Annotated in this window: 15 protein-coding genes and 3 rRNA genes; 7 read left to right on the top strand and 11 right to left on the bottom strand. The window is 67.0% G+C overall.

Annotated features, from left to right (window positions below; genetic code table 11):
* Positions 1-164: 164 nt before the first annotated feature.
* On the top strand, positions 165-1,589 hold the full coding sequence (gene glnA, locus SACCYDRAFT_RS04270; protein WP_005453914.1) for a type I glutamate--ammonia ligase: 1,425 nt from the start codon (positions 165-167) through the stop codon (positions 1,587-1,589).
* Between the two features lie 45 nt (positions 1,590-1,634).
* Here the strand turns inward: glnA (SACCYDRAFT_RS04270) and SACCYDRAFT_RS04265 are convergent, their stop codons facing one another.
* On the bottom strand, positions 1,635-2,222 hold the full coding sequence (locus tag SACCYDRAFT_RS04265) for a TetR/AcrR family transcriptional regulator (protein ID WP_005453912.1): 588 nt from the start codon (positions 2,220-2,222) through the stop codon (positions 1,635-1,637).
* Between the two features lie 71 nt (positions 2,223-2,293).
* On the opposite strand from SACCYDRAFT_RS04265, the gene SACCYDRAFT_RS04260 reads away from it, so the two are divergent.
* Positions 2,294-2,734 (top strand): DoxX family protein, encoded by a 441-nt coding sequence (locus tag SACCYDRAFT_RS04260; protein ID WP_005453910.1) that lies wholly within the window; start codon positions 2,294-2,296, stop codon positions 2,732-2,734.
* Between the two features lie 10 nt (positions 2,735-2,744).
* On the opposite strand, the gene SACCYDRAFT_RS04255 is transcribed toward SACCYDRAFT_RS04260, so the two are convergent.
* The 7 genes from SACCYDRAFT_RS04255 to glnA (SACCYDRAFT_RS04225) all read right to left on the bottom strand — a co-directional run bounded on the left by SACCYDRAFT_RS04255 (position 2,745) and on the right by glnA (SACCYDRAFT_RS04225) (position 13,856).
* Complete coding sequence (locus tag SACCYDRAFT_RS04255) at positions 2,745-3,182, bottom strand: acyl-CoA thioesterase (protein WP_005453908.1); 438 nt, start codon at positions 3,180-3,182, stop codon at positions 2,745-2,747.
* A gap of 49 nt (positions 3,183-3,231) precedes the next feature.
* Positions 3,232-6,204 carry a bifunctional [glutamine synthetase] adenylyltransferase/[glutamine synthetase]-adenylyl-L-tyrosine phosphorylase gene (locus SACCYDRAFT_RS04250; RefSeq protein ID WP_005453906.1) on the bottom strand — a complete coding sequence of 991 codons (2,973 nt, stop codon included), beginning with the start codon at positions 6,202-6,204 and terminating at the stop codon, positions 3,232-3,234.
* Positions 6,197-6,958 (bottom strand): type 1 glutamine amidotransferase, encoded by a 762-nt coding sequence (locus SACCYDRAFT_RS04245; RefSeq protein ID WP_005453904.1) that lies wholly within the window; start codon positions 6,956-6,958, stop codon positions 6,197-6,199. Before SACCYDRAFT_RS04245 ends, SACCYDRAFT_RS04250 begins: the two co-directional genes overlap by 8 nt.
* Before the next feature lie 134 nt (positions 6,959-7,092).
* A 5S ribosomal RNA gene (gene rrf, locus SACCYDRAFT_RS04240) occupies positions 7,093-7,210 on the bottom strand.
* Positions 7,211-7,286: 76 nt separating this feature from the next.
* Positions 7,287-10,416 (bottom strand): 23S ribosomal RNA (locus SACCYDRAFT_RS04235).
* Positions 10,417-10,601: 185 nt separating this feature from the next.
* Positions 10,602-12,124, bottom strand: a 16S ribosomal RNA gene (locus SACCYDRAFT_RS04230).
* Together the 16S, 23S and 5S rRNA genes form the textbook arrangement of a ribosomal RNA operon.
* A gap of 388 nt (positions 12,125-12,512) precedes the next feature.
* Positions 12,513-13,856 (bottom strand): type I glutamate--ammonia ligase, encoded by a 1,344-nt coding sequence (gene glnA, locus SACCYDRAFT_RS04225; protein ID WP_005453900.1) that lies wholly within the window; start codon positions 13,854-13,856, stop codon positions 12,513-12,515.
* A 125-nt stretch (positions 13,857-13,981) separates the two neighbouring features.
* Between glnA (SACCYDRAFT_RS04225) and SACCYDRAFT_RS04220 the strand changes: the two genes are divergently transcribed.
* Positions 13,982-14,701: an LppX_LprAFG lipoprotein gene (locus SACCYDRAFT_RS04220; RefSeq protein WP_005453898.1), complete on the top strand. Its 720-nt coding sequence runs from the start codon at positions 13,982-13,984 to the stop codon at positions 14,699-14,701.
* A 9-nt stretch (positions 14,702-14,710) separates the two neighbouring features.
* On the opposite strand, the gene SACCYDRAFT_RS04215 is transcribed toward SACCYDRAFT_RS04220, so the two are convergent.
* Positions 14,711-16,285 (bottom strand): alpha/beta hydrolase, encoded by a 1,575-nt coding sequence (locus SACCYDRAFT_RS04215; RefSeq protein ID WP_005453896.1) that lies wholly within the window; start codon positions 16,283-16,285, stop codon positions 14,711-14,713.
* Between the two features lie 88 nt (positions 16,286-16,373).
* Between SACCYDRAFT_RS04215 and secA2 the strand changes: the two genes are divergently transcribed.
* The 3 genes from secA2 to SACCYDRAFT_RS04200 are packed head-to-tail and all read left to right on the top strand — an operon-like array spanning position 16,374 to position 21,011.
* The gene (secA2, locus tag SACCYDRAFT_RS04210; RefSeq protein ID WP_005453894.1) at positions 16,374-18,698 is read left to right on the top strand and encodes an accessory Sec system translocase SecA2; all 2,325 of its coding nucleotides are present in this window, start codon (positions 16,374-16,376) and stop codon (positions 18,696-18,698) included.
* 22 nt (positions 18,699-18,720) lie between these two features.
* A complete protein-coding gene (locus SACCYDRAFT_RS04205; RefSeq protein WP_005453892.1) occupies positions 18,721-20,466 on the top strand; it encodes an NAD+ synthase in 1,746 nt (581 codons plus the stop codon).
* A complete protein-coding gene (locus tag SACCYDRAFT_RS04200; RefSeq protein ID WP_005453890.1) occupies positions 20,463-21,011 on the top strand; it encodes a methylated-DNA--[protein]-cysteine S-methyltransferase in 549 nt (182 codons plus the stop codon). The genes SACCYDRAFT_RS04205 and SACCYDRAFT_RS04200 overlap by 4 nt, the downstream gene beginning before the upstream one ends.
* Here the strand turns inward: SACCYDRAFT_RS04200 and SACCYDRAFT_RS04195 are convergent.
* Positions 20,978-21,577 carry a DinB family protein gene (locus SACCYDRAFT_RS04195; protein ID WP_005453888.1) on the bottom strand — a complete coding sequence of 200 codons (600 nt, stop codon included), beginning with the start codon at positions 21,575-21,577 and terminating at the stop codon, positions 20,978-20,980. The two genes, SACCYDRAFT_RS04200 and SACCYDRAFT_RS04195, sit on opposite strands and share 34 nt — an antisense overlap.
* On the bottom strand, positions 21,565-22,266 hold the full coding sequence (locus SACCYDRAFT_RS04190; RefSeq protein ID WP_005453886.1) for a DUF998 domain-containing protein: 702 nt from the start codon (positions 22,264-22,266) through the stop codon (positions 21,565-21,567). Before SACCYDRAFT_RS04190 ends, SACCYDRAFT_RS04195 begins: the two co-directional genes overlap by 13 nt.
* A 190-nt stretch (positions 22,267-22,456) precedes the next feature.
* On the opposite strand from SACCYDRAFT_RS04190, the gene panB reads away from it, so the two are divergent.
* Complete coding sequence (panB, locus tag SACCYDRAFT_RS04185; protein WP_005453884.1) at positions 22,457-23,350, top strand: 3-methyl-2-oxobutanoate hydroxymethyltransferase; 894 nt, start codon at positions 22,457-22,459, stop codon at positions 23,348-23,350.
* The last annotated feature ends 85 nt before the right edge of the window (positions 23,351-23,435 follow it).

Below are 23,435 nucleotides of genomic sequence, written 5' to 3'. Positions count from 1 at the left end.
TCAATTCACCCGTGTCGCCGACCGGCTGACGAGGTACTCAGTTAACGTCCGCGAAACATCGGGGTGACGGTCGGGCAACACCGCACTCGTAGCGTGATTCGACGAGAGCGACGAGAGCAACGAGAGCACTGCCGCCGGCACCGACCACGAAGGAGCCACCGAGGGTGTCCACTACTCCAGACGAGGTCCTGCGTCTGCTCGCGGACGAGGACGTGCAGTTTGTCGACGTGAGGTTCTGTGACCTGCCAGGCGTGATGCAGCACTTCACCGTTCCCGCGTCGACCTTCGACGCGGAGGCGTTCGAAGAGGGCCTCGCTTTCGACGGATCGTCGGTCCGCGGCTTCCAGTCGATCCACGAGTCCGACATGCTGCTGCTTCCGGACCCCGCGACGGCTCGCATCGACCCGTTCCGCAAGCACAAGACGTTGTCACTGAACTTCTTCGTGCACGACCCGTTCACTCGGGAGCCCTACAGCCGCGACCCTCGCAACATCGCGAGGAAGGCCGAGCAGTACATCACGGAGTCCGGTGTCGCGGACACCGCGTTCTTCGGGCCCGAAGCCGAGTTCTACATCTTCGACTCCGTGCGTTTCGACTCCTCGGAGCACGCGACCTTCCACGAGATCGACTCCGTCGAGGGTTGGTGGAACACCGGCCGCGAGGAGGAAGGCGGCAACAAGGGTTACAAGACCAAGTTCAAGGGTGGCTACTTCCCCGTGCCGCCGGTGGACCACTACGCCGACCTGCGCGACGACATCTCGCAACGGCTCATCGAGTCGGGCTTCGTCCTGGAGCGCGCTCACCACGAGGTCGGCACCGGCGGGCAGACTGAGATCAACTACCGGTTCAACACGCTCCTGCACGCGGCCGACGACCTGCAGCTGTTCAAGTACATCGTCAAGAACACGGCGTTCGCCGCGGGCAAGACGGTGACCTTCATGCCGAAGCCCCTGTTCGGCGACAACGGGTCGGGCATGCACTGCCACCAGTCGCTGTGGAAGGACGGCGACCCGCTGTTCTACGACGAGTCCGGCTACGCCGGCCTGTCGGACATGGCGCGCTACTACATCGGCGGCATCCTGACGCACGCGCCGAGCCTGTTGGCGTTCACGAACCCGACGATCAACTCCTACCACCGCCTGGTGCCGGGGTACGAGGCGCCGGTAAGCCTCGTGTACTCGCAGCGCAACCGTTCCGCGTGCGTGCGCATCCCGATCACGGGCAGCAACGCGAAGGCCAAGCGCATCGAGTTCCGGTGCCCCGACTCGTCCGGCAACCCGTACCTGGCGTTCGCCGCGATGGTGATGGCCGGGCTCGACGGCATCAAGAACAAGATCGAGCCGCCGGAGCCCATCGACAAGGACCTCTACGAGCTTCCTCCCGAGGAGGCCAGGGACGTCAAGCTCGTGCCGAGTGACCTGGGCACCGTTCTGGACACGCTGGAGGCCGACCACGACTTCCTTCTCGAAGGCGGCGTGTTCACTCCCGACGTGATCGAGACGTGGATCTCGTACAAGCGGGAGAACGAGATCGACCCGCTGCGCCTTCGCCCGCACCCGTACGAGTTCGCGCTGTACTACGACGTGTGACGCGAGCGCCGCGCCCACGCGCTGAGCCGGATGGCCCGTCGGCACTCACGCCGGCGGGCCATCGGCGTTCGAGGCGCCGGACAGAACGCGGAACACCGCGCGTGCCGTCTCCTCCGGATCGCCCCCCATGCTCTCCGGCAGCGCGCCGCTCGACCACAGGTGGGCGAAGCCGTGAGCACACGACCACGCCGCCAGAATCGCCGCTCGGTCGGCTACGGCACCGGGCGTGAGCGTGCGAGCACCGTTGACGAGCACCGCACGAGCACGGTCGCGTGCCACGGCCACCGACGGATCGCCGACACGGTAGAGATCGGGGCGGAACATCACGGTGAAGTAGGCCGGTCTCTCCAGCGCGAACCGCACGTAGGCCACGCCGACCCGCTGGAAGTCGTGCGACTCGCGTTCGAGGGCGTCGGCGAACAACTCGTACCCTTCCGCGGCCAAAGCGGTGAACACCCCGGTCTTGTCACCGAAGTGGTGTGCTGGCGCGGCGTGGGAGACGTTGGCACGCCGCGCGAGTTCGCGCAGGCTCCACCCGGCAGGCCCCTGCTCGGTGATGGCTTCGAGCGCGGCGTCGAGAAGCGCGCGCCGCAGGTTTCCGTGGTGATAACCCGAGCCGCCGATCTTCCTCACCCCTCCAGAACTTGACGTTGACAAGTTATCGCACTTCTGCAATCTTGTCAATGTCAAGATTGGAGTGTGCCTTGGTACCCCTCTTCGCTCTCATCGGCGGGTTCGTCGCGTTCCGGCTCGTCGGTCTGGTCGGCGTGGACGTCCTGGACGGCTGGCAACCCGCCCTGCGTGCCGCGTTGGCACTGATGCTGGTGTTCACGGGAGTCCCGCACTTTCTGCCGGGCTGGCGCGACGCCATGGCGGCCATGGTCCCGCCTGCTCTTCCCTACCCCCGGGTGCTGGTGGCCGTCACGGGAGTGCTGGAACTGGGCGGCGCCGTCGCGCTGCTCGTCCCACCCGTCGCTCGGTGGGCCGCGCTGGGGCTGGCGTTGCTCATGCTGGCGATGTTTCCCGCCAACGTGTCCGCGGCTCGGCGCAACCTCACGCTCGGAGGCAGGCCTGTCACCCCGTTACCGCTCCGCACGGTGATGCAGGTGGTCTTCGTCGGCGCGGCCGTCGCCGCCGCCCTGTGACCGGTGGCCGCTACGACGCGGTGCCGCAGAGCACGTCGAGGTCGAGTCCCGCCTCGGCGAAGCGTTCGCGGGGTTCGGCCACGAGCTTGCGCAGGTTCAGGTCCATGAGGCCGAGTGTGCACCGGATGTCGGCCGACGGTGTGCCGTCGATTTTGACGATCTCGTTCGACATCCAGAACACCTTGCCGTCGCCGAACTTCGCACGGCAGCTCACGTCCACCTCGTCGCCCGAGCGCAACTCGCGACGGTAGACGATGTGCGATTCGAGGAGCACGGGAGCCATCCCCCACTTGAGAAGGTCACCGTTGATGCCCCCGGCCTTCTCGAACAGCTCCAGTCGGGCGATCTCGCCGTACTGGTGGTACACGGCGTGGTTCACGTGGCCGAGGCTGTCGAGCTCGTAATGACGCACCTTGACTCGGACTCGGAACGGCTCCAGCTCACTCACGGCCCCACCATATGCCGTCCGCCTCTTCGGCGTCCCCCGGCGGTGACGATCACGACTCGTAGAACAGCCGTTGCACCACGGCGTGAGCGCGGCGCGTCACCCGCCGGTAGGTGTCCAGGAACTCGCCGGGATCGTCGTCGGCGGAAAGACCGAACACCCGCGCCACCGCAGCCAGCTCCCGACCCGAAGCGGGAAGCTGGTCGGACGGCCTGCCCTTGACGAGCATCGTCACGTTGCGCGCCCGGGTGGCCAGCTCCCAGGCGCGAACGAGCGCGTCCACGTCGTCCCGGTCGGCGAGGCCCGCGTCGACGAGCGTGTGCAGCGCGCCGGGAGTCGAGGTCGTGCGCAGACCGGGGATTTCGTGGGCGTACCGCAACTGCATCAACTGCGCCGTCCACTCCACATCGGCCAAGCCACCGCGACCGAGCTTCGTGTGCGTGGTCGGGTCCGCTCCCTTCGGCAGCCGTTCGGTCTCGACCCTCGCCTTGATCCGCCGGATCTGACGTGTCTTCGCCGCGTCCAGGCCGCCGTCCGGGTAACGCAGACCCTCCACGTCCGCCAGGAACCGCTCACCGAGTTCCGGATCACCGGCCACGACCCTGGCCCGCAACAGGGCCTGCGCCTCCCACACCTCTCCCCAGCGTGCGTAGTAAGCGCGGTAGGAGTCCAACGTGCGCACCAGCGGCCCACTGCGTCCCTCGGGCCGTAGCTCGGTGTCCACCACCAGCGGCGGATCCTGACTCGGGGCACCGAGCGCCGAGCGCACCGACTCTGCCACGGAGGTGGCGAACCGGACGGCCTCGGAGTCGCTGGCACCCCCCACCGGCTCGCACACGAACAGCACGTCGGCGTCCGAGCCGTATCCGAGTTCCTCACCGCCGAGCCTGCCCATGCCGATCACGACGATGCGTGCCCGCTCACCGCCTGCCTCCTCGGCCCGCCTGCGCACGGCAGCAGCCAGGGCGGCCTGCAACACCGCCGTCCAGACCGACGACAACGCGACACAGACCGAGCTGACGTCGAGCAGTCCGAGCAGGTCGGCGCAGGCCACGCGCAACAACTCGTGCCTGCGCAGGGAACGGGCTGCCACCACGGTGGCCTCCATGCCCGGCTGCCTGCCCGCCGCGGCGCGCAACGACCGCGCCACCTCCTCGGGAATCCGGCCCGCGAGCGCTTCGCGGTCGCTCAGCCGTTGCAGCACCTCGGGCGCACGTACCAACAGGTCCGGCACCAGTTTGGACGTGCCCAGCAGAGTGGCGAGACGTTCGACGACGGCCGCCTCGTCACGCAGCACCCTGAGGTACCACGGAGTGTCGGCCAACTCCTCGGACACACGCCGGTACGCCAGCAGACCGCCGTCCGGGTCGGGCGTGTCCGCGAGCAGGTCCAGCAGTACGGGCAGCAGCGTCTGCTGGATCGCCGCCCTCCGCGACACCCCGGCAGTCAACGCGCGGATGTGCCGGAGCGCCCCGTCGGGTGCGAGGTAGCCGAGCGCGGCCAGCCGACTGGCGGCCTGCTGGGTCGTCAACCGCAACGCCGCCGTGGGAACCTTCGACACCGCCTCCAGCAGCGGCCGGTAGAACAACTTCTCGTGCAGCCGGCGCACCCGGCGCGCGTGCCTGCGGAACTCGGCGGTCAGCACCTCGCTCTCGGGACGGCCCCGCAACGGCCGCACGGCGCTCGCGCGCGCCAACCATCGCAGCTGCTCCACGTCATCGGGTTCGGGGAACAGGTGCGTGCGCCGCAGCCCTCTCAACTGCAGCCGGTGCTCCACCTTGCGCAGGAACTCGTAGGACTCCCGCAACTCCGCCGCGTCGGCCCGGCCCACGTAACCGCCGGCACCCAGCGCCTCCAGCGCGTCCACAGTAGAAGGTGAACGCAGTGTGGTGTCCGCCCGGCCGTGCACGAGCTGGAGCAGCTGGACGGCGAACTCGACGTCACGCAGACCACCGCGGCCGAGTTTCAGCTCCCGGTCGGCGAGGTCGGCGGGAACGTGGCGCTCGACGCGGCGGCGCATCCGCTGCACGTCGACAACGAAGTCCTCGCGTTCCGCGGCCGACCACACCATGGGCGCCACCAGTTCGGCGTAGCGGCGTCCCAACTCAACGTCACCGGCCACCGGCCGCGCCTTGAGCAGAGCCTGGAACTCCCACGTCCGAGCCCACCGCGTGTAGTACGCCTCGTGGCTTTCGAGCGACCGCACGAGCGCTCCGGCTTTGCCCTCCGGTCTCAGTGCCGCGTCGACCTCGAAGCAGGCCTGGCTCACGATGCGCATGAGTGTCGAGGCCAACCGTGTCGCTACCGGAATGTCGCTCTCACCGACGAACACGACGTCGACGTCGCTGACGTAGTTGAGCTCGCGCGCTCCGCACTTGCCCATCGCGATGACCGCCAACGTCGCGTCGGCGCTGTGCCCCACCTCCTGCTCGGCGACCAACAGTCCCGTCCGTAACGCGGCCTCGGCCAGCGCCGTCAGCGCCCTGGTGGTGTCGCCGAGCGGCGGTTCGTCCAACTCCGGCTCCACGACGTGCGCGAGATCCGACGCCGCGATCTCCAGCAACAGGCCGCGGTACGCGGCTCGCAACGCGCGCGCGGCCGCCGTGCCGGTCAGCACGGTGTCGTCGGTGGTGACGGCCTCCGTCAGTCGTGCGTCGTATTCCCGCACCGGCGTCAGCACAGGGGCGGCGAGACGATGCCATCGAACCGGATCGCTGACGACCAGGTCTCCGAGCACCGTGGAATATCCCAGCACCGACAGCAGCCTCGCTCGGAGCCGCAGATCGGTGCGCAACGCCGCGTCGAGTTCCGTCCACGCGTCCTCGTCCGCACTCCGGATTCGGTCGAGTGTGAGCAGCGCGAGGTTCGGATCGGGCGTACGTGCGAGCGAGGCCAGCACAGCGCCGGCCTCGGGTTCTGGGCCGGTGTCGCTCCACCAGCCCGTGGCACGCAACGCCTCCTGGGCGCCGTGCTCGGTGAAACCGTAGCGAGCAGCCGAGGCCGCCGGACGAACCCGTTCAGCCATCGGCGATCGGTAGGGACGGCCGGGAGGTCTGCGCGGGTTCGAGTCGCCCCGCGGCGAGTTCGACGAACCGGTGGGCGAACGGACGCCACGTTTCGGCGATGTCGGCGTGAGCCTGCGCCAACGTTTCCTCGTCGAACGCGGCCTGCCGTACGGCATCCGCTTTCGATCGGGTTTTGGTCGCCCATCGCAACACCACGTCCGGAGTGGTCTCGATGTGGAACTGGATTCCGTAGACACGACGGCCCAGACGGAATGCCTGGTTCTCGTACCGTGGCGACGACGCCAGCAGTACGGCATTGCGCGGTAACTGCGCGATCTCGTCCGAATGGAACTGCAAGACGTCCTGCATGAGGGGCAGGTCTGCGAACAGCGGATCGATCCACGCCGCGTCCTTCTTCGCGACGAGTGACGGACCGACCTCAGGCCCGTCGTGCCCGGCCGTCACCCGGCCACCTGCCGAGACTGCCAGCAGTTGCGCACCGAGACAGACACACAGTGTGGTTCTGTCCTGCGCGACGGCGGCACTCAGCAGGGTCCGGATGCCGGCCAACCACGGGTGCCGCTCGTCCTGCTCGGCGTTCATGCCACCGCCGAGCACCACGACCCCGTCATGACCGTCCAGCGACGAGGGCAGTTCGCGATCTGGCATCAGCCTCAGATCGACCGACGCATCGGCTTCGGCGAACCAGTCACCGAGCGGCCCCAGGGGAGCGAACGGATCCGGCTGGATAACGAGAAGGCGAGGTGCACTCACCAGCCCAGCTTACGGCTTCGGGCCACGCAGGCAGCAATACTCACAACCCGGAAAAGACGAAAGCCCCAGGATCGGCGGGAGACGTTTCCGTCTCGACCTGCCGACCGCTGGGGCCTTCCTCATTTTCACTATTTGTTCGGCGGTGTCCTACTCTCCCACACCCCTTCGGGTGCAGTACCATCGGCGCTGGTGGGCTTAGCTTCCGGGTTCGGAATGGGACCGGGCGTTTCCCCTACCGCTGTGACCACCGAAACTCTGGGAAACAATCACGCCGGGTGTGTTCCCGGGGTGGTGTTTCAGAGTTGCAGAGTGGGTGCGTAGCATGTTTGTGGGCAAGCCCTCGGCCGATTAGTACCAGTCCACTCGTAAACACATTGCTGTGCGTCCATGTCTGGCCTATCAACCCCATCGTCTTTGGGGGGCCTTACCCACTCGAGGGTGGTGGGAGACCTCATCTTGGAACAGGCTTCCCGCTTAGATGCCTTCAGCGGTTATCCCTTCCGAACGTAGCTAACCAGCCATGCTCCTGGCGGAACAACTGGCATACCAGAGGTTCGTCCGTCCCGGTCCTCTCGTACTAGGGACAGCCTTCCTCAAGTCTCCAACGCGCGCGGCGGATAGGGACCGAACTGTCTCACGACGTTCTAAACCCAGCTCGCGTGCCGCTTTAATGGGCGAACAGCCCAACCCTTGGGACCTACTCCGGCCCCAGGATGCGACGAGCCGACATCGAGGTGCCAAACCATGCCGTCGATATGGACTCTTGGGCAAGATCAGCCTGTTATCCCCGGGGTACCTTTTATCCGTTGAGCGACACCCCTTCCACCAGGAGGTGCCGGATCACTAGTCCCTGCTTTCGCACCTGCTCGACCTGTCGGTCTCACAGTCAAGCTCCCTTGTGCACTTACACTCGACACCTGATTGCCAACCAGGCTGAGGGAACCTTTGGGTGCCTCCGTTACTCTTTGGGAGGCAACCGCCCCAGTTAAACTACCCACCAGGCACTGTCCCTGAACCGGCTCACGGTCCGAGGTTAGATTCCCAATCCGGCCAGAGTGGTATTTCAACAATGACTCCACAACCACTGGCGTGGCTGCTTCCCAGTCTCCCACCTATCCTACACAAGCCGAACCGAAAACCAATACCAAGCTATAGTAAAGGTCCCGGGGTCTTTCCGTCCTGCCGCGCGAAACGAGCATCTTTACTCGTAGTGCAATTTCGCCGGGCCTGTGGTTGAGACAGCCGGAAAGTCGTTACGCCATTCGTGCAGGTCGGAACTTACCCGACAAGGAATTTCGCTACCTTAGGATGGTTATAGTTACCACCGCCGTTTACTGGCGCTTAAATTCTCAGCTTCACCCCCCGAAAGGGGCTAACCGGTCCTCTTAACGTTCCAGCACCGGGCAGGCGTCAGTCCATATACCTCGACTTACGTCTTCGCATGGACCTGTGTTTTTAATAAACAGTCGCTTTCCGCTGGTCTCTGCGGCCAACCCACCCTAGCCCGCGCAGGGCTTCAGGTGTTTTGGCCCCCCTTCTCCCGAAGTTACGGGGGCAATTTGCCGAGTTCCTTAACCACAGTTCACCCGATCGCCTTGGTATTCTCTACCTGACCACCTGTGTCGGTTTGGGGTACGGGCCACGCGCGCACTCGCTAGAGGCTTTTCTCGGCAGCAGAGGATCACCCTACTTCGCCACAACGGCTATGCATCACGCCTCACCCTCGTCATTCAAGACAGCCCAGCGGATTTCCCTACCGGGCGGGCCACACGCTTACACCAGTATCACCACTGACTGGCGGGGCTACCTTCCTGCGTCACCCCATCGCTTGGCTACTACAGGATCAGGTCCCACGCACCCCACACACCACCCCGAAGGGCGGACGCGCAGGGCGGGTGGTTAGTCTCACCTGCCTCGCCAGGGACGCACACACGCGGGTACGGGAATATCAACCCGTTGTCCATCGACTACGCCTGTCGGCCTCGCCTTAGGTCCCGACTTACCCTGGGCGGAACAACCTGGCCCAGGAACCCTTGGTCATCCGGCGGCAGAGATTCTCACTCTGCATTCGCTACTCATGCCTGCATTCTCACTCCCACACCCTCCACAACTCGGTTCCCCGGCTGCTTCCCTGGATGCAGGACGCTCCCCTACCCATCCACACGACTGGACCCAAGCCCCGAAGGACCCGAGCCGATCACCTGTGTGAATGACACAGCTTCGGCGGTGTGCTTAAGCCCCGCTACATTGTCGGCGCAGAACCACTTGACCAGTGAGCTATTACGCACTCTTTCAAGGATGGCTGCTTCTAAGCCAACCTCCTGGTTGTCTCAGCGACTCCACATCCTTTCCCACTGAGCACACACTTAGGGGCCTTAGCTGGTGTTCTGGGCTGTTTCCCTCTCGACGACGAAGCTTATCCCCCGCCGTCTCACTGCCGCGCTCTCACACACCTGTATTCGGAGTTTGGTTGACTTCGGTAAGCCGGTAAGCCCCCTAGGCCATCCAGTAGCTCTACCCCAGATGTGAAACACGCGACGCTGCACCTAAATGCATTTCGGGGAGAACCAGCTATCACGGAGTTTGATTGGCCTTTCACCCCTACCCACAGCTCATCCCCCAGGTTTTCAACCCTGGTGGGTTCGGGCCTCCACACCGTCTTACCGGCGCTTCACCCTGGCCATGGGTAGATCACCCCGCTTCGGGTCTAGACCACGCGACTACAACGCCCTGTTCAGACTCGCTTTCGCTCCGGCTACCCCACTCGGGTTAACCTCGCCACGCAGCACTAACTCGCAGGCTCATTCTTCAAAAGGCACGCCATCACCCCACAGGGCTCTGACGGCTTGCAGGCACACGGTTTCAGGTACTCTTTCACTCCCCTCCCGGGGTACTTTTCATCTTTCCCTCACGGTACTCGTCCGCTATCGGTCACTAGGAAGTATTTAGGCTTACCGGGTGGTCCCGGCGGATTCACAGCGAATTCCACGGGCTCGCTGCTACTCGGGAACACCACCAAGACAATGCCATGCAGTTTTCGCGTACGGGACTCTCACCCACTCCGGTCACGCATCCCAACGTGTTCCGCTAACCACACACACCATCCCCAGCAGTGTCAGCTACTGGACAGTGGCTCCCACAACACCGCACACACAACGCCTGACAGCTTCACCATGTGCACGGTTTAGCCTCTTCCGCTTTCGCTCGCCACTACTCACGGAATCACGGTTGTTTTCTCTTCCTACGGGTACTGAGATGTTTCACTTCCCCGCGTTCCCTCCACACCGGCTATACATTCACCGGCGGGTGACACCCCATCACGGGTGCCGGGTTTCCCCATTCGGACATCCTCGGATCACAGCTCGGTTGACAGCTCCCCGAGGCTTATCGCAGCCTCCCACGTCCTTCATCGGCTCCTAGTGCCAAGACATCCACCATGTGCCCTACACAACTTGACCACAAAGATGCTCGCACCCACTCTGCAATTCTCAAACACCACGCCAGAAACAACACAGCGTGTTGCCTCAAAACCCAACAGCGTGCCAGCGATCCGGTCGACACCCCCGCACCCCAACGGCACGGGCCGGCATCCACCACTAGTAGCGGTTCACACTAAGCTCTAACGAGCAGTCAAGCTCCTTAGAAAGGAGGTGATCCAGCCGCACCTTCCGGTACGGCTACCTTGTTACGACTTCGTCCCAATCGCCAGTCCCACCTTCGACCACTCCCTCCCCGAAGGGTTGGGCCATGGGCTTCGGGTGTTACCGACTTTCATGACGTGACGGGCGGTGTGTACAAGGCCCGGGAACGTATTCACCGCAGCAATGCTGATCTGCGATTACTAGCGACTCCGACTTCACGCAGTCGAGTTGCAGACTGCGATCCGAACTGAGACCGGCTTTGAGGGATTCGCTCCACCTCACGGTATCGCCACCCACTGTACCGGCCATTGTAGCATGTGTGAAGCCCTGGACATAAGGGGCATGATGACTTGACGTCATCCCCACCTTCCTCCGAGTTGACCCCGGCAGTCTCCCACGAGTCCCCGGCATTACCCGCTGGCAACATGGGACAAGGGTTGCGCTCGTTGCGGGACTTAACCCAACATCTCACGACACGAGCTGACGACAGCCATGCACCACCTGTGCACCAGCCACAAGGGAAACCCCATCTCTGAGGCGATCCGGTGCATGTCAAGCCCAGGTAAGGTTCTTCGCGTTGCATCGAATTAATCCACATGCTCCGCCGCTTGTGCGGGCCCCCGTCAATTCCTTTGAGTTTTAGCCTTGCGGCCGTACTCCCCAGGCGGGGCGCTTAATGCGTTAGCTACGGCACGGGACGCGTGAACAGCACCCCACACCTAGCGCCCAACGTTTACGGCGTGGACTACCAGGGTATCTAATCCTGTTCGCTCCCCACGCTTTCGCTCCTCAGCGTCAGTTTCGGCCCAGAGACCCGCCTTCGCCACCGGTGTTCCTCCTGATATCTGCGCATTCCACCGCTACACCAGGAATTCCAGTCTCCCCTACCGAACTCAAGTGATGCCCGTATCCACCGCCCGCCCACGGTTAAGCCGCAGGTTTTCACGGCAGACGTGACACACCGCCTACGAGCTCTTTACGCCCAATAATTCCGGACAACGCTTGCACCCTACGTATTACCGCGGCTGCTGGCACGTAGTTGGCCGGTGCTTCTTCTCCCGGTACCGTCACTTGCGCTTCGTCCCGGGCGAAAGGGGTTTACAACCCGAAGGCCGTCATCCCCCACGCGGCGTCGCTGCATCAGGCTTGCGCCCATTGTGCAATATTCCCCACTGCTGCCTCCCGTAGGAGTCTGGGCCGTGTCTCAGTCCCAGTGTGGCCGGTCACCCTCTCAGGCCGGCTACCCGTCGTCGCCTTGGTAGGCCATCACCCCACCAACAAGCTGATAGGCCGCGGGCTCAACCTGTACCGCCGGAACTTTCCACACCCCACCATGCGGTGAGGCGTCCTATCCGGTATTAGACCCAGTTTCCCGGGCTTATCCCAGAGTACAGGGCAGATTACCCACGTGTTACTCACCCGTTCGCCACTCATCCACCCAGCAAGCTGGGCTTCAGCGTTCGACTTGCATGTGTTAAGCACGCCGCCAGCGTTCGTCCTGAGCCAGGATCAAACTCTCCAACAATGAACAGTCAATCCGATGACTCACATGTCATCTCAAAGAAACCCACAAAAAAGGGGCTCAAAAGAGCACTACTAGCATGACAATCACTAGCACACTGTTGAGTTCTCAAACAACACACATTGTGTATTTCCAGCCACCGGGCGCAACCAACCCCACCACCAAAACCGATGATGAAGCAGTCTCACCCACCCGGGGAAGCCCACTCTACCACACCCGTGGGAGCTTGGTTCGCCATCCCCGCACCGAGTACCCCGCCCCGGCCCTTCCGGGCCCGGCCGGTCTCCCCGGCGACGAAAAGAAGATTACACGCCCCCAAAACCCACCCGAACAGGGGGGTCCCCTAACCACATTTCCCCAGCTCAGACACCCCAACACAACAGTGAACGACTCAAAGCACCGGGAGCAGGGTCCTCAGCTCGTACGGCGTGACCTGACTGCGGTAGTTGTCCCACTCGACGCGCTTGTTGCGGAGGAAGAAGTCGTAGACGTGTTCGCCCAGCGCCTCCGGCAGCAGCTCCGACCGTTCCATCTCGGCGAGCGCCTCGCCCAGGTTCTGGGGCAGCTCGGTGTAGCCGGCCGCCTTGCGCTCGGCGTCGGAGAGCGTCCAGATGTTGTCCTCGGCGGCGGGCGGCAGCTCGTAGCCCTTCTCGATTCCCTTGAGGCCGGCCGCGAGGATCACCGAGTACGCCAGGTACGGGTTGCACGCCGAGTCCGGGGTACGGATCTCCACCCTGCGCGAGGACGCCTTACCCGGCGAGTACATGGGCACGCGCACGAGAGCCGAACGGTTGGCGCGCCCCCACGACACCGTCGTCGGGGCCTCGCCCCCCTGGATCAGGCGCTTGTAGGAGTTCACCCACTGGTTCGTGACCGCCGAGATCTCCCTCGCGTGGTGCAACAGTCCCGCGACGAACGCCTTGCCGGTCTCCGACAGCTCGTACGGGTCCTCCGGGCTGTAGAAGGCGTTGCGGTCTCCCTCGAACAGCGACACGTGGGTGTGCATCCCCGAACCGGGCTGGTCGCTGAACGGCTTCGGCATGAAAGTGGCGCGCACTCCCTGCGTGAGGGCAACCTCCTTGACGACGTAGCGGAACGTCATCACGTTGTCGGCCATCGTCAGCGCGTCGGCGTACCGCAGGTCGATCTCCTGCTGGCCGGGCGCGGCCTCGTGGTGGGAGAACTCGACGGAGATGCCCATCTCCTCCAGTGCCTCGATGGCGTGGCGGCGGAAGTGGGTCGCCGTGGCGTGGCTGGCCTGGTCGAAGTACCCCCCGTTGTCGGCGGGTTCCGGCTCCCGCCCGTCCTCGGGCATGTTCGCCAGGAGGAAGAACTCGATCTCGGGGTGCACGTAGCAGGTGAAGCCCGCCTCGCTGGCCTTCGAGAGCTGTCGGCGCAGCACGTGGCGCGGGTCCGCCCACGACGGCGAGCCGTCCGGCATGGCGATGTCGCAGAACATCCGCGCGGAGTAGTGGTCGCCGTCCGTGGTCTCCCACGGCAGGACCTGGAACGTCGCGGGATCGGGCTTGGCCACCATGTCGGACTCGTACACGCGGGCGAAACCCTCGATGGCGGAGCCGTCGAAGCCGATGCCCTCGCTGAAGGCACCTTCGAGCTCGGCGGGCGCGACGGCCACCGACTTGAGGAACCCGAGGACGTCGGTGAACCACAGGCGCACGAACCGGATGTCGCGTTCCTCGAGCGTGCGCAGCACGAACTCCTGCTGGCGATCCATGCCGCGACCCTATGCGCGACGTGTTAACGCGGTGTTTCGGGACGCATCCTCGTCCGGCCTATCGCCCGGGAGGGTGGTGCCCACCTTGTCTGGCCGGCGAAGAACGCCCCGATACGGTAATTCGCATGCTCCTCCGTCGCCTCGCGCAACTCCTCCTCGTCGCGCTGGTCGCGTCGGCACCACTGTCGGCGTGCGCCGGTAATCCCGACAACACCGGGCCGCTTCCCGAGGCGGCGGGCCTGGTCGACGCGGCGGCGGACAACCTGCGCGAGCTGACCAGCGTGGCCTTCGAGTTCCGAGTGAGCGGCGCGATTCCCGGCCTACCGGTGCGGGAGGTCGAGGGCGTCGCCGCCCGCGAGGACGGATCGAGCGGCACGGCGAGCGGTCACGCCGACGCGCAACTGCTCACCGAGCGCGTCCAGTACTCGTTCGTCGTCGAGGACGACACGCTCACCTTGACCGACCCGGACGGCAGCACGGTGCGACAGCCCGTACCCGCCGGGTACGCCCCCACCCGACTGCTGGATCCCGAAGACGGCATTCGACGGCTGCTCACGGAGGCCACCGGCCTGCGGACGGAGACCCGCGAGGAACTGGACGACGTCGAGACCTACCGGATCGACGGCGAACTGGGCCACCAGGCGATCTCGGCGCTGGTGGCCGGCGTACACGACGACGTCGACGTCAAGTTCTGGATCGCGGAGAAGGGCGACCGGCTCATGCGGGTCTGGGTCCAGGTGCCCCCGAGGAAGAAGAACGAGGGTGCCGTGCAGTTGGAGCTTGCGCTGAGCGGCCACAACGCGGCCGAACCACGGCCGGCGGGTGAGCCCACCGGCCGTTCGTGACCCGGCGGTTCACCGGCAGCGGGTGCCCTCCGGCGGAAGGGTGCCGTCGACGAGGTAGGCGATACCCGCCTGGTCGACGCACGCGTTGCCCACCGAAAGGAACGCCGTGTGCTGGGCACCCTCGAACGTCAGGAGCCTGCCGTTCATCGCCTTCGCGAGGTTGACACCCGCCTGGTACGGCGTGGCCGGATCGTTCGTCGTGGAGATCACCAGCGTCGGCGGGACACCGTCGACGTCGGGCAGGTGCGGCTCGGAGGTGTGCTCCACCGGCCAGAACGCGCAGGCGTCCCTCGCCGACGACGGTGGCAGACCGGAGTCGAGGAACTCGGCCTTCTCGACGTATTCGGCCTGTGCCTCCTCGATGCGCTCGCGATCGGTCACGGGCGGGTCGTCGACGCAGCGGATCGCCACCAGCCCCTCCTGCGCCGAGGAGTACTTCCCGTCGGGGCCGCGCTCGTAGTACATGTCGGCCAACGCCATCATGACCGTGCCCTCGCCCCTGGCGAGCGTGGCGAGCCCCTGGTTGAGCGTCGGCCAGAGCTGCCTGCTGTACAGCGACGCCACGGTGCCGGTGGTGGCGTCCTCGTAGGAGAGCATCCGCCCGTCGGGCAGCTTCACCGGCTCGTCCAGCAGCGGCCGGACGAGCTCGTGGTAGGCCTGGACGGCCGTCCCCGCGTCCCGGCCCAGCGCGCAGTCGGGGCGGCCGACGCACCATTCGACGAACTTGCCGAAGGTGCCGCCGAAGCCCTCCGCCTGCGCGACCAGTGACTCGACCATGTCCTGCTCGGGGTCGAGCGCCCCGTCGAGCAGCAGTGCGCGCACGTTGCGTGGGAACGTCTCGGCGTAGGTGTAGCCGATCCGCGTGCCGTAGGAGTAGCCGAGGTAGGTGAGCTTCTCGTCACCGAGCGCGGAACGCAGTACGTCCATGTCGCGCACCACGTCGCGAGTGCCGAGGTTGGCGAGCATCTTCTCGCCGTGCGGGGTGCGCTCGGCGCATTTGGCCGCGAACTCCTTCGCGTCGTTCTCCGCGTCGGCGACGTCGTCGACGCCGTCCATGGCTGTCATGTCGGCGCGGTCGGCGTCCATCTCGGCGTCGGTGAGGCACTCGACAGCGGGCTCGCTGGCCCCCACACCGCGAGGGTCGAAGCCCACGAGGTCGAACCGCTTGCCCAGCTCGGTGTTCCCCACCGCACCCGAGAGCTGAGCGGCCGTGGTCATGCCCGACCCACCCGGCCCGCCCGGGTTCAGCACCAGCGAGCCGATGCGGCGGTCGGGGTCGCTCGCCTGCCTGCGGAGCAGCCCCACGGTGATCGTGGTGCCCTGCGGCTCGGAGTACGACAGTGGGACGGTGAGCCGCGCGCACTCGAGGCCGTCGCCGGCGAACGCCTGCGTCGCCATCATGTTCGTGGCGTACGGCGCGCAGTCGCCCCATTCGAGCTGCTGCGCGTAGAACTTCTCCAGCCCCTCCGGGACCGGGCCCGCGGGCACGGCAGGCCCGTCGTCGGCGGAGTTCGAACAGGCGGTCAGCGACGAAAGAAGGAGGAGACCCGCCGCCACCGGCAGGTAGCGTTTCGTGGTGCGCACGCCTGCGATCGTGCCATCACCACTGTGAACTCGGCACGGCGACGGCTACGTTGGGCGTGGCGCGGGCGAGTAGATGGGAGAAGCGCAGGTGGCGTTCTTGAGCCGGGTTTCGAAGACGCTGAGACGAATGCTGTCCCGGCCCGCGAGTGCGGACCTGACGCGGTACGAAGCGCTCCTCTCGCGTATCGGCGAGCTGGAGCCCGAACTGGAGAAGCTGTCCGACGCCGAACTCACCGAGCGGGCCACGGCCGTGCGGGAGATGGGCGAGACCGACGCCGACCTGCTGGTCGAGGTGTGCGCACTGGGCCGGGAGGCGGCTCGGAGAGCCCTCTCCGAGCGCGCCTTCGACGTGCAGTTGCTGGGCACGATGGGCCTGCTCACGGGGCACGTCGTACAGATGGCCACCGGTGAGGGCAAGACCCTCTCGGGTGCGCTCGCCGCGGCGGGCTACGCGCTGCAGGGCAAGCGCGTGCACGTCATCTCGGTGAACGACTACCTCGCGCGCCGCGACGCCGAGTGGATGAAACCGGTGTACGACCTGCTCGGGGTGTCCGTGGGGTGGGTCGAGCCCGCGTTGACCGCGCAGGAGCGCCGCGACGCCTACCACCGGGAGGTCTGCTACGGCGCGGTCAGCGAGATCGGGTTCGACGTGCTGCGCGACCGGCTGGTGACGTCGGTTGAGGAACTCACGCAGCCGGAGCCCGAGGTCGCCATCGTGGACGAGGCCGACTCGGTGCTCGTGGACGAGGCGCGGGTCCCGCTGGTGATGGCGGGTTCCGTCGACGCCGGTGTGGCCGACGAGGAGGTCGCCAACATCGTGCGGCGCCTACGGGTCGGACTGCACTACGAGACCGACCCCGACGGCCGTAACGCCTGGCTCACCACGGCGGGCGCCTCCGTGGTGGAGAAGGCGCTCGGCGGCATCGACCTCTACGGCGACGCGGGCGCCGACCGGCTCGCGGCGGTGAACGCCGCCCTCCACGCACACGCGCTGCTGACGAGGGACGTCGACTACCTGGTGCGCGACGGGAAGGTGCAGCTCATCAACGCCTCCAGGGGCCGGGTCGCCGAGTTGCAGCGCTGGCCCGACGGCCTCCAGGCCGCGGTGGAGGCGAAGGAGCAGCTCCCGCCGTCGGATCACGGGGAGATCCTCGACTCCATCACGGTGCAGGCGTTGATCGCTCGCTACCCCCAGGTGGCCGGCATGACCGGCACCGCGGTGGCGGTGGCCGAGCAGCTCCAGGAGTTCTACAAGCTCGACGTGGCCGTCATCCCGCCGAACACCCCCACGATCCGCGAGGACCTCCCGCACCGCGTGTACACCACGCCGACCCGCAAGCTCCGCGCCATCGTGGAGGAGATCCGCGAGGTGCACGAGACCGGAAGGCCGATCCTCGTGGGCACGCAGGACGTCGCCGAGTCCGAGGAGCTGGCGGAGAAACTGCGCAAGACCGGGCTCTCGTGCGTCGTGCTCAACGCGCGCAACGACGCCGAGGAGGCCGCCGTCATCGCCGGGGCCGGAGCCCACGGGGCGATCACGGTGTCGACGCAGATGGCGGGCCGGGGCACCGACATCAGGCTGGGAGGCGCCGACGGCGCCGACGCCGAACGGGTCGCGGAACTCGGCGGTCTCCACGTCATCGGTACCGCTCGGTATCCGAGCAGCAGGCTGGACGACCAGCTTCGCGGACGCGCGGGACGGCAGGGTGACCCGGGCAGCTCGGTGTTCTTCGCCAGCCTCGGTGACGAGCTGGTGCTCGCGCACGCGCCCGACATCCCCGAAGGCATCCCGAGCGACGAGGACACCGGTGAGATCACCGACGTGGCCGCCCACCGGCAGATCAACCACGCCCAGCGCGTCGCCGAGGGCGTCGACCTGGAGATCCACCGCAACACGTGGCGCTACACGCGGCTCATCGAGCACCAGCGCGCGGAGCTGCTGCGGTTCCGGGACGAGGTGCTGCGCACCGACACGGCCGCCACCCTGCTGCAGCAGGCCAAACCGGACCGCTACGCCGAGCTCGCCGACTCGCTCGACGAGGAGACTCTGCAGCGGGTGTGTCGGGAGATCGTGCTGTTCCACCTCGACCAGCTCTGGACCGACCACCTGGCGTTCCTCACCGAGGTGCGCGAGACGATCCACCTGCGCGCGCTCGCGAAGGAGACGCCGCTCGACGAGTTCCATCGGACGGCGATCCCGGCGTTCCGCAGGATCCGCGAGGAGCTGGAGAAGCGCTCCGCCAAGACGCTGGTGGAGGCGGAGGTCACGGACGAGGGCGTCGACCTGGTGCGCGCCGGTGTCCGCAGACCCACTTCCACCTGGACCTACCTGGTGCAGGACAACCCGTTCGACTCCGACGCCGAGCAGGCACTCAAGAAGGTGCGAAGCATGCTTCGCAAGAAGCGGTCCTGAGCGCGTGGGTGAGAATGGGAGCATGCCACAACTGCGCATCGCCCTGGCCCAGGTGAACCCGACCGTCGGTGATCTTTCCGGGAACTCCGAACTCGTCGTCGAGCACACCCGGCTGGCGGCAGCGGAGGGAGCCCACGTCGTGGTGTTCCCCGAGATGACGTTGACCGGCTATCCGGTGGAGGACCTCGCGCTGCGCAGCGCGTTCGCCGAGGCTTCGAAGACCGCCGTCGACGACCTCGCCGGTGCGGTGGTGGACGCCGGGTGCGGGGACGTGCTCGTGGTCGTGGGCTACCTCGACTCCGACGAGGTGGGTCCGCGCAACGCCGTCGCGGTGCTGTACCGGGGCGAGGTGGTGGCCAGGCAGTTCAAGCACCACCTGCCCAACTACGGCGTGTTCGACGAGCGCCGGTACTTCAAACCGGGCGACGAGCTCACCGTGTTGCGACTGCACGGCCTCGACCTGGGCATGGTGGTGTGCGAGGACCTGTGGCAGGACGGCGGGCCGGTGACCGCGCTGGGCGCGGCCGGGGTGGATCTCGTGCTGTCCCCGAACGCCTCGCCCTACGAACGGGCCAAGGACGACGTGCGGCTGCCTCTGGTGGCCCGGCGGGCCGCCGAGGCCGGGGCCCCCATCGTGTACACGAACCAGGTCGGCGGGCAGGACGACCTCGTGTTCGACGGCGACTCCATCGTGGTGGCCGAGGACGGGACGCTGCTGGCCCGCGCGCCCCAGTTCGTCGAGCACCTGCTCGTGGTCGACCTCGAGTTGCCGCAGCGGCGGCGGGAGGACGTCGCGGGCTCCGGGAACACCGAGGAAACCGTCGAGGGTTTCCGCGTGCGACGACGGGTCCTCGGTGACACCCCGCTGGAGGCGTACTCCCCCACTCACCGGCTCGTGATCGCCGAACCGTTGCCGGACGAGGCGGAGGTGTGGTCGGCCCTCGTGGTGGGCCTGCGCGACTACGTGCGCAAGAACGGGTTCCGTTCGGTGATCCTCGGGTTCTCCGGTGGCATCGACTCCGCGGTGACGGCCGCCCTGGCCGCCGACGCACTCGGCGCCGACGCCGTCCACGGCGTGGCGATGCCGTCGAAGTACTCCTCCGAGCACTCGCGCGCCGACGCCGCCGACCTGGCCGAGCGGCTCGGCTGCCACTTCCGCGTCGAGCCCGTGGAGAACATGGTCGCCACCTACGTCGACCAGCTGGACCTGACGGGGCTGGCCGAGGAGAACATCCAGGCCCGGGTGCGGGGCATGTTGCTGATGGCGCTGTCCAACCTGGAGGGCCACCTCGTGCTCGCCACCGGCAACAAGACCGAGCTGGCCGTCGGGTACTCCACGATCTACGGTGACGCGGTGGGCGGGTTCGCGCCCATCAAGGACGTGTTCAAGACACAGGTGTGGGAACTCGCGCGCTGGCGCAACGCGGAGGCCGAGAAACGCGGCGAGACGCCGCCGATCCCCCCGAACTCGATCACCAAGCCGCCGTCGGCCGAGTTGCGGCCGGGGCAACTCGACACCGACTCGTTGCCCGACTACGAGCTGCTCGACGACATCCTCGACGACTACGTCGAGGGTGATCGCGGGTTCGCCGACCTGCTCGCGGCCGGGTTCGACGCCGAAGTCGTCGACCGGGTGGTGCGGCTGGTGGACCGCGCGGAGTACAAGCGCAGGCAGTACCCGCCCGGCACGAAGATCACGTTCAAGGCGTTCGGCCGTGACCGCAGGCTGCCCATGACCAACCTCTGGCGAGAGGTCCACCAGCCGTGACGACCGAGCCCACCGGTTTCGCCGTGTTCGGCACGTCCCTCGGACACTGCGGGATCGCCTGGCGGGCGGGCACCGTGGTGCGCGGCCTGCTTCCCGAGGCCGACGCCGACGACGTCCGCTCGCACCTCGTCACCGTGGTGCCGGATGCGGTGGAGGCTCCCGTCCCCGTGTCGCTACAGCCCGCGGTCGACGGTGTGGTGTCGCTGCTGCGCGGCGAGGCGGTGGATCTTTCGGACGTGCCGCTCGACCTGACCACCGTGCCCGCGTTCCACCGCCGGGTCTACGAGTTCGTGCGCACGGTACCGGTGGGCCACACGGTGACGTACGGCGACGTCGCCGCCCACCTCGGCGAACCGCACGCGGCGCGGGCCGTTGGCCGCGCGCTGGGGGCCAACCCGTTCCCGCCCATCGTCCCGTGTCACCGGGTGCTGGGCGCGAACGGCGCGATCGGCGGGTTCTCCGGGCCAGGCGGGGTCGGCACCAAACAGCGGCTGCTCAGCGTGGAACGAGTTCACGGCGACCAACCGGCGCTGTTCGACCTCTGACCGGGCCGCGCCGGCGGGCGCCACGGTGACAGCCACGGGGTCTGCGGCCAGCCCTCCGCCGCTGCCATGAGCGGCAACGCGGTGGCGCCGTCGATCGACTCCCGGATGATGTCGGCGTGCCCGGCGTGCCGGGCCGTCTCCTCGATCAGGTGCAGCAACACCCACCGCACCGACCACGCGTCCACGTCGTCCGGGAACCACGGCACGTCGCGGGGCACGGGCACGGGGCGGCCGAGGTCGTCGATGTCCGCGACGACCTCCTCGGTACGCGTGGCCACCCGCTCGTACTCCCCGATGAGGTCTGCGAGGGTTTCGCCGGGCGCGAGCCGCAGATCGTCGCCGGGATCGGTCAGCCCGAGACCGCACACGATGTCGATCCAAATCCGCTCCGTGCGGCAGACGTGTTTGAGGATGCCGCCGATGCTCAGCGAACTCACCGTCGGTGTCCTCCGGATCTGCTGGTCGGTCAGCCCGTACGCTGCGAGGCACAACACGTACCGCTGCTGCGCGAGGTAGTCGAGCAGTCCCTCGCGTTCGTCGGCGACGGGCCCGATCAGCCCAGGCACGGGGTGGACCCTTCCGGTTGCGGGGACCGCTCCGGCGGCCGCCGCGCGCCGCCCATGCGGAGGATGTAGACGGCCCCGACGCCGAACAACACGGAGGCTCCGAGGGTCTGCAGCCGCGCGGCCAGCCCCACGAAGCGGCCGTCGAGCAGCCAGCCCGCGGCGACGAGCGCGGCCCACAGCGCGAACTGGAGCACGAACAGCGCCCGGGTGACCACCCTCCACCGACCGCGCCACCAGGCCCCCACGATCAACGGTCCCCCGACGTACTGCACCCCCGCCGCCAGCACCAACAGGTCGCCGACATGTCCGGTCGGGGCACACAACCCCGCCCCCTCGGGGAGGCACTGGGGCGGGAAAGCCGCCCGGAGCAGCAGCAACAGGCCGTACCCGAACAGCACCACCACGGTGAGCCTGCCCGGCCAGTGCACGGGCGCGATGCGGAACAGAGAGGGACCGGCCAGCACGAAGGCAGCTCCGGCGACCCCGTCGGTGTACCGGAACACCTCGCGGTAGGGCTGCCCGGCGGAGGCCAGGCGAGCCGGGACGGTGTGCCACGGCGACAGCTCGGTGTCGAGGAACGTCTCGGCGAGGAAACCGGCATGGGACACGGCACCGACGAACAGCAACACCGCCGTGAGCCGACGGACCGCACCCAGGGGTGGCTCGGCACGATGCAGGCCCGACAGCATGGCGAGTTACTTACCACGCATCACTCTTTCGCGGTAGGCGCGTGATCACTCACCGCGTCGGTTGCCGGGTATGTGAAGCTCGTCGCAGCGGGATGGGCAGTGTTTCCAGTGGGTGGGACGCTGGAGGACGCCAACGATCCACGACCCGGGGACCGCCGAGCGGCCTCGAGGGAAGGACGGTTCGACAGCAATGTCATCTGACACGCCCCAGGCACACCCGGACGCTGCCGGAAGCGGGGAGACCACCGCACCTTACGGGCAGCCACCCGCGGAGCAGGCGCCGCTACGCAAACGCGTCCGCATCCACCATCTGCAGGAGATGAAGGAACGCGGCGAGCCGTGGCCGATGCTCACCGCCTACGACACCTACACCGCCCGCCTGTTCGAGGACGCGGGCATCCCGGTGTTGCTGGTCGGCGACTCGGCGGCCAACACCGTGTACGGCTACGAGTCCTCGCTCCCGATCACCGTCGACGAGATGCTCCCTCTGGTCAGAGCGGTCACCAGGTCGGTCACCAAGGCGCTCGTGGTGGCGGACCTGCCGTTCGGCTCCTACCAGGCTTCACCCGAACAGGCCGTGGCCACGGCGGCGCGGTTCATGAAGGAGGGCCGCGCCCACGCCGTCAAGCTGGAGGGCGGGCGCAGGTTCGCCGCCCACGTGGAAGCCGTGACCGCGGCAGGGGTGCCCGTGATGGGCCACATCGGTTTCACTCCCCAGAGTGAGCACAATCTCGGCGGCTACCGCGTCCAGGGGCGTGGCGCCTCGGGCGACGGCCTCATCGCCGACGCGCTGGCGCTGCAGGACGCGGGCGCGTTCGCGGTGGTCATGGAGATGGTGCCCTCGGAGGTCGCCAAGCAGATCACCCACGATCTGCGCATCCCCACCGTGGGCATCGGCGCGGGACCGGACTGCGACGCTCAGGTACTCGTGTGGCAGGACATGGCCGGGCTGCGCACCGGCCGCGTCCCTCGGTTCGTCAAGCAGTACGCCGACCTCGCCGGAGCGCTCACCACGGCGGCGAGGACGTTCGCCGACGACGTGCGGCAGCGGTCGTTCCCCGCCGCGGAACACACCTTCCACTGACGCCGGCGCGGACCTGCTAAGAACGACCCGGCGCCGGCGAGCACCGAACGTGGGCGGGCGCCGGGTCGTTCGACAGGAGGTAGGC

Source organism: Saccharomonospora cyanea NA-134, assembly GCF_000244975.1.
In the GTDB taxonomy this organism is placed as follows: Bacteria; Actinomycetota; Actinomycetes; order Mycobacteriales; family Pseudonocardiaceae; genus Saccharomonospora; species Saccharomonospora cyanea.
The sequence above is the reverse complement of the archived record's forward strand: the minus strand, read 5'-3'. Positions and strand labels throughout refer to the sequence as shown.

Bases quoted from the DNA above. Each gene is read 5' to 3' on its own strand.
- glnA (WP_005453900.1), bottom strand. From the start codon at position 13,856: ATGGATCGCCAGCAGGAGTTCGTGCTGCGCACGCTCGAGGAACGCGAC.
- panB (WP_005453884.1), top strand. From the start codon at position 22,457: ATGTCATCTGACACGCCCCAGGCACACCCGGACGCTGCCGGAAGCGGG.
- SACCYDRAFT_RS04205 (WP_005453892.1), top strand. From the start codon at position 18,721: ATGCCACAACTGCGCATCGCCCTGGCCCAGGTGAACCCGACCGTCGGT.
- SACCYDRAFT_RS04190 (WP_005453886.1), bottom strand. From the start codon at position 22,266: ATGCTGTCGGGCCTGCATCGTGCCGAGCCACCCCTGGGTGCGGTCCGT.
- SACCYDRAFT_RS04250 (WP_005453906.1), bottom strand. From the start codon at position 6,204: ATGGCTGAACGGGTTCGTCCGGCGGCCTCGGCTGCTCGCTACGGTTTC.
- SACCYDRAFT_RS04220 (WP_005453898.1), top strand. From the start codon at position 13,982: ATGCTCCTCCGTCGCCTCGCGCAACTCCTCCTCGTCGCGCTGGTCGCG.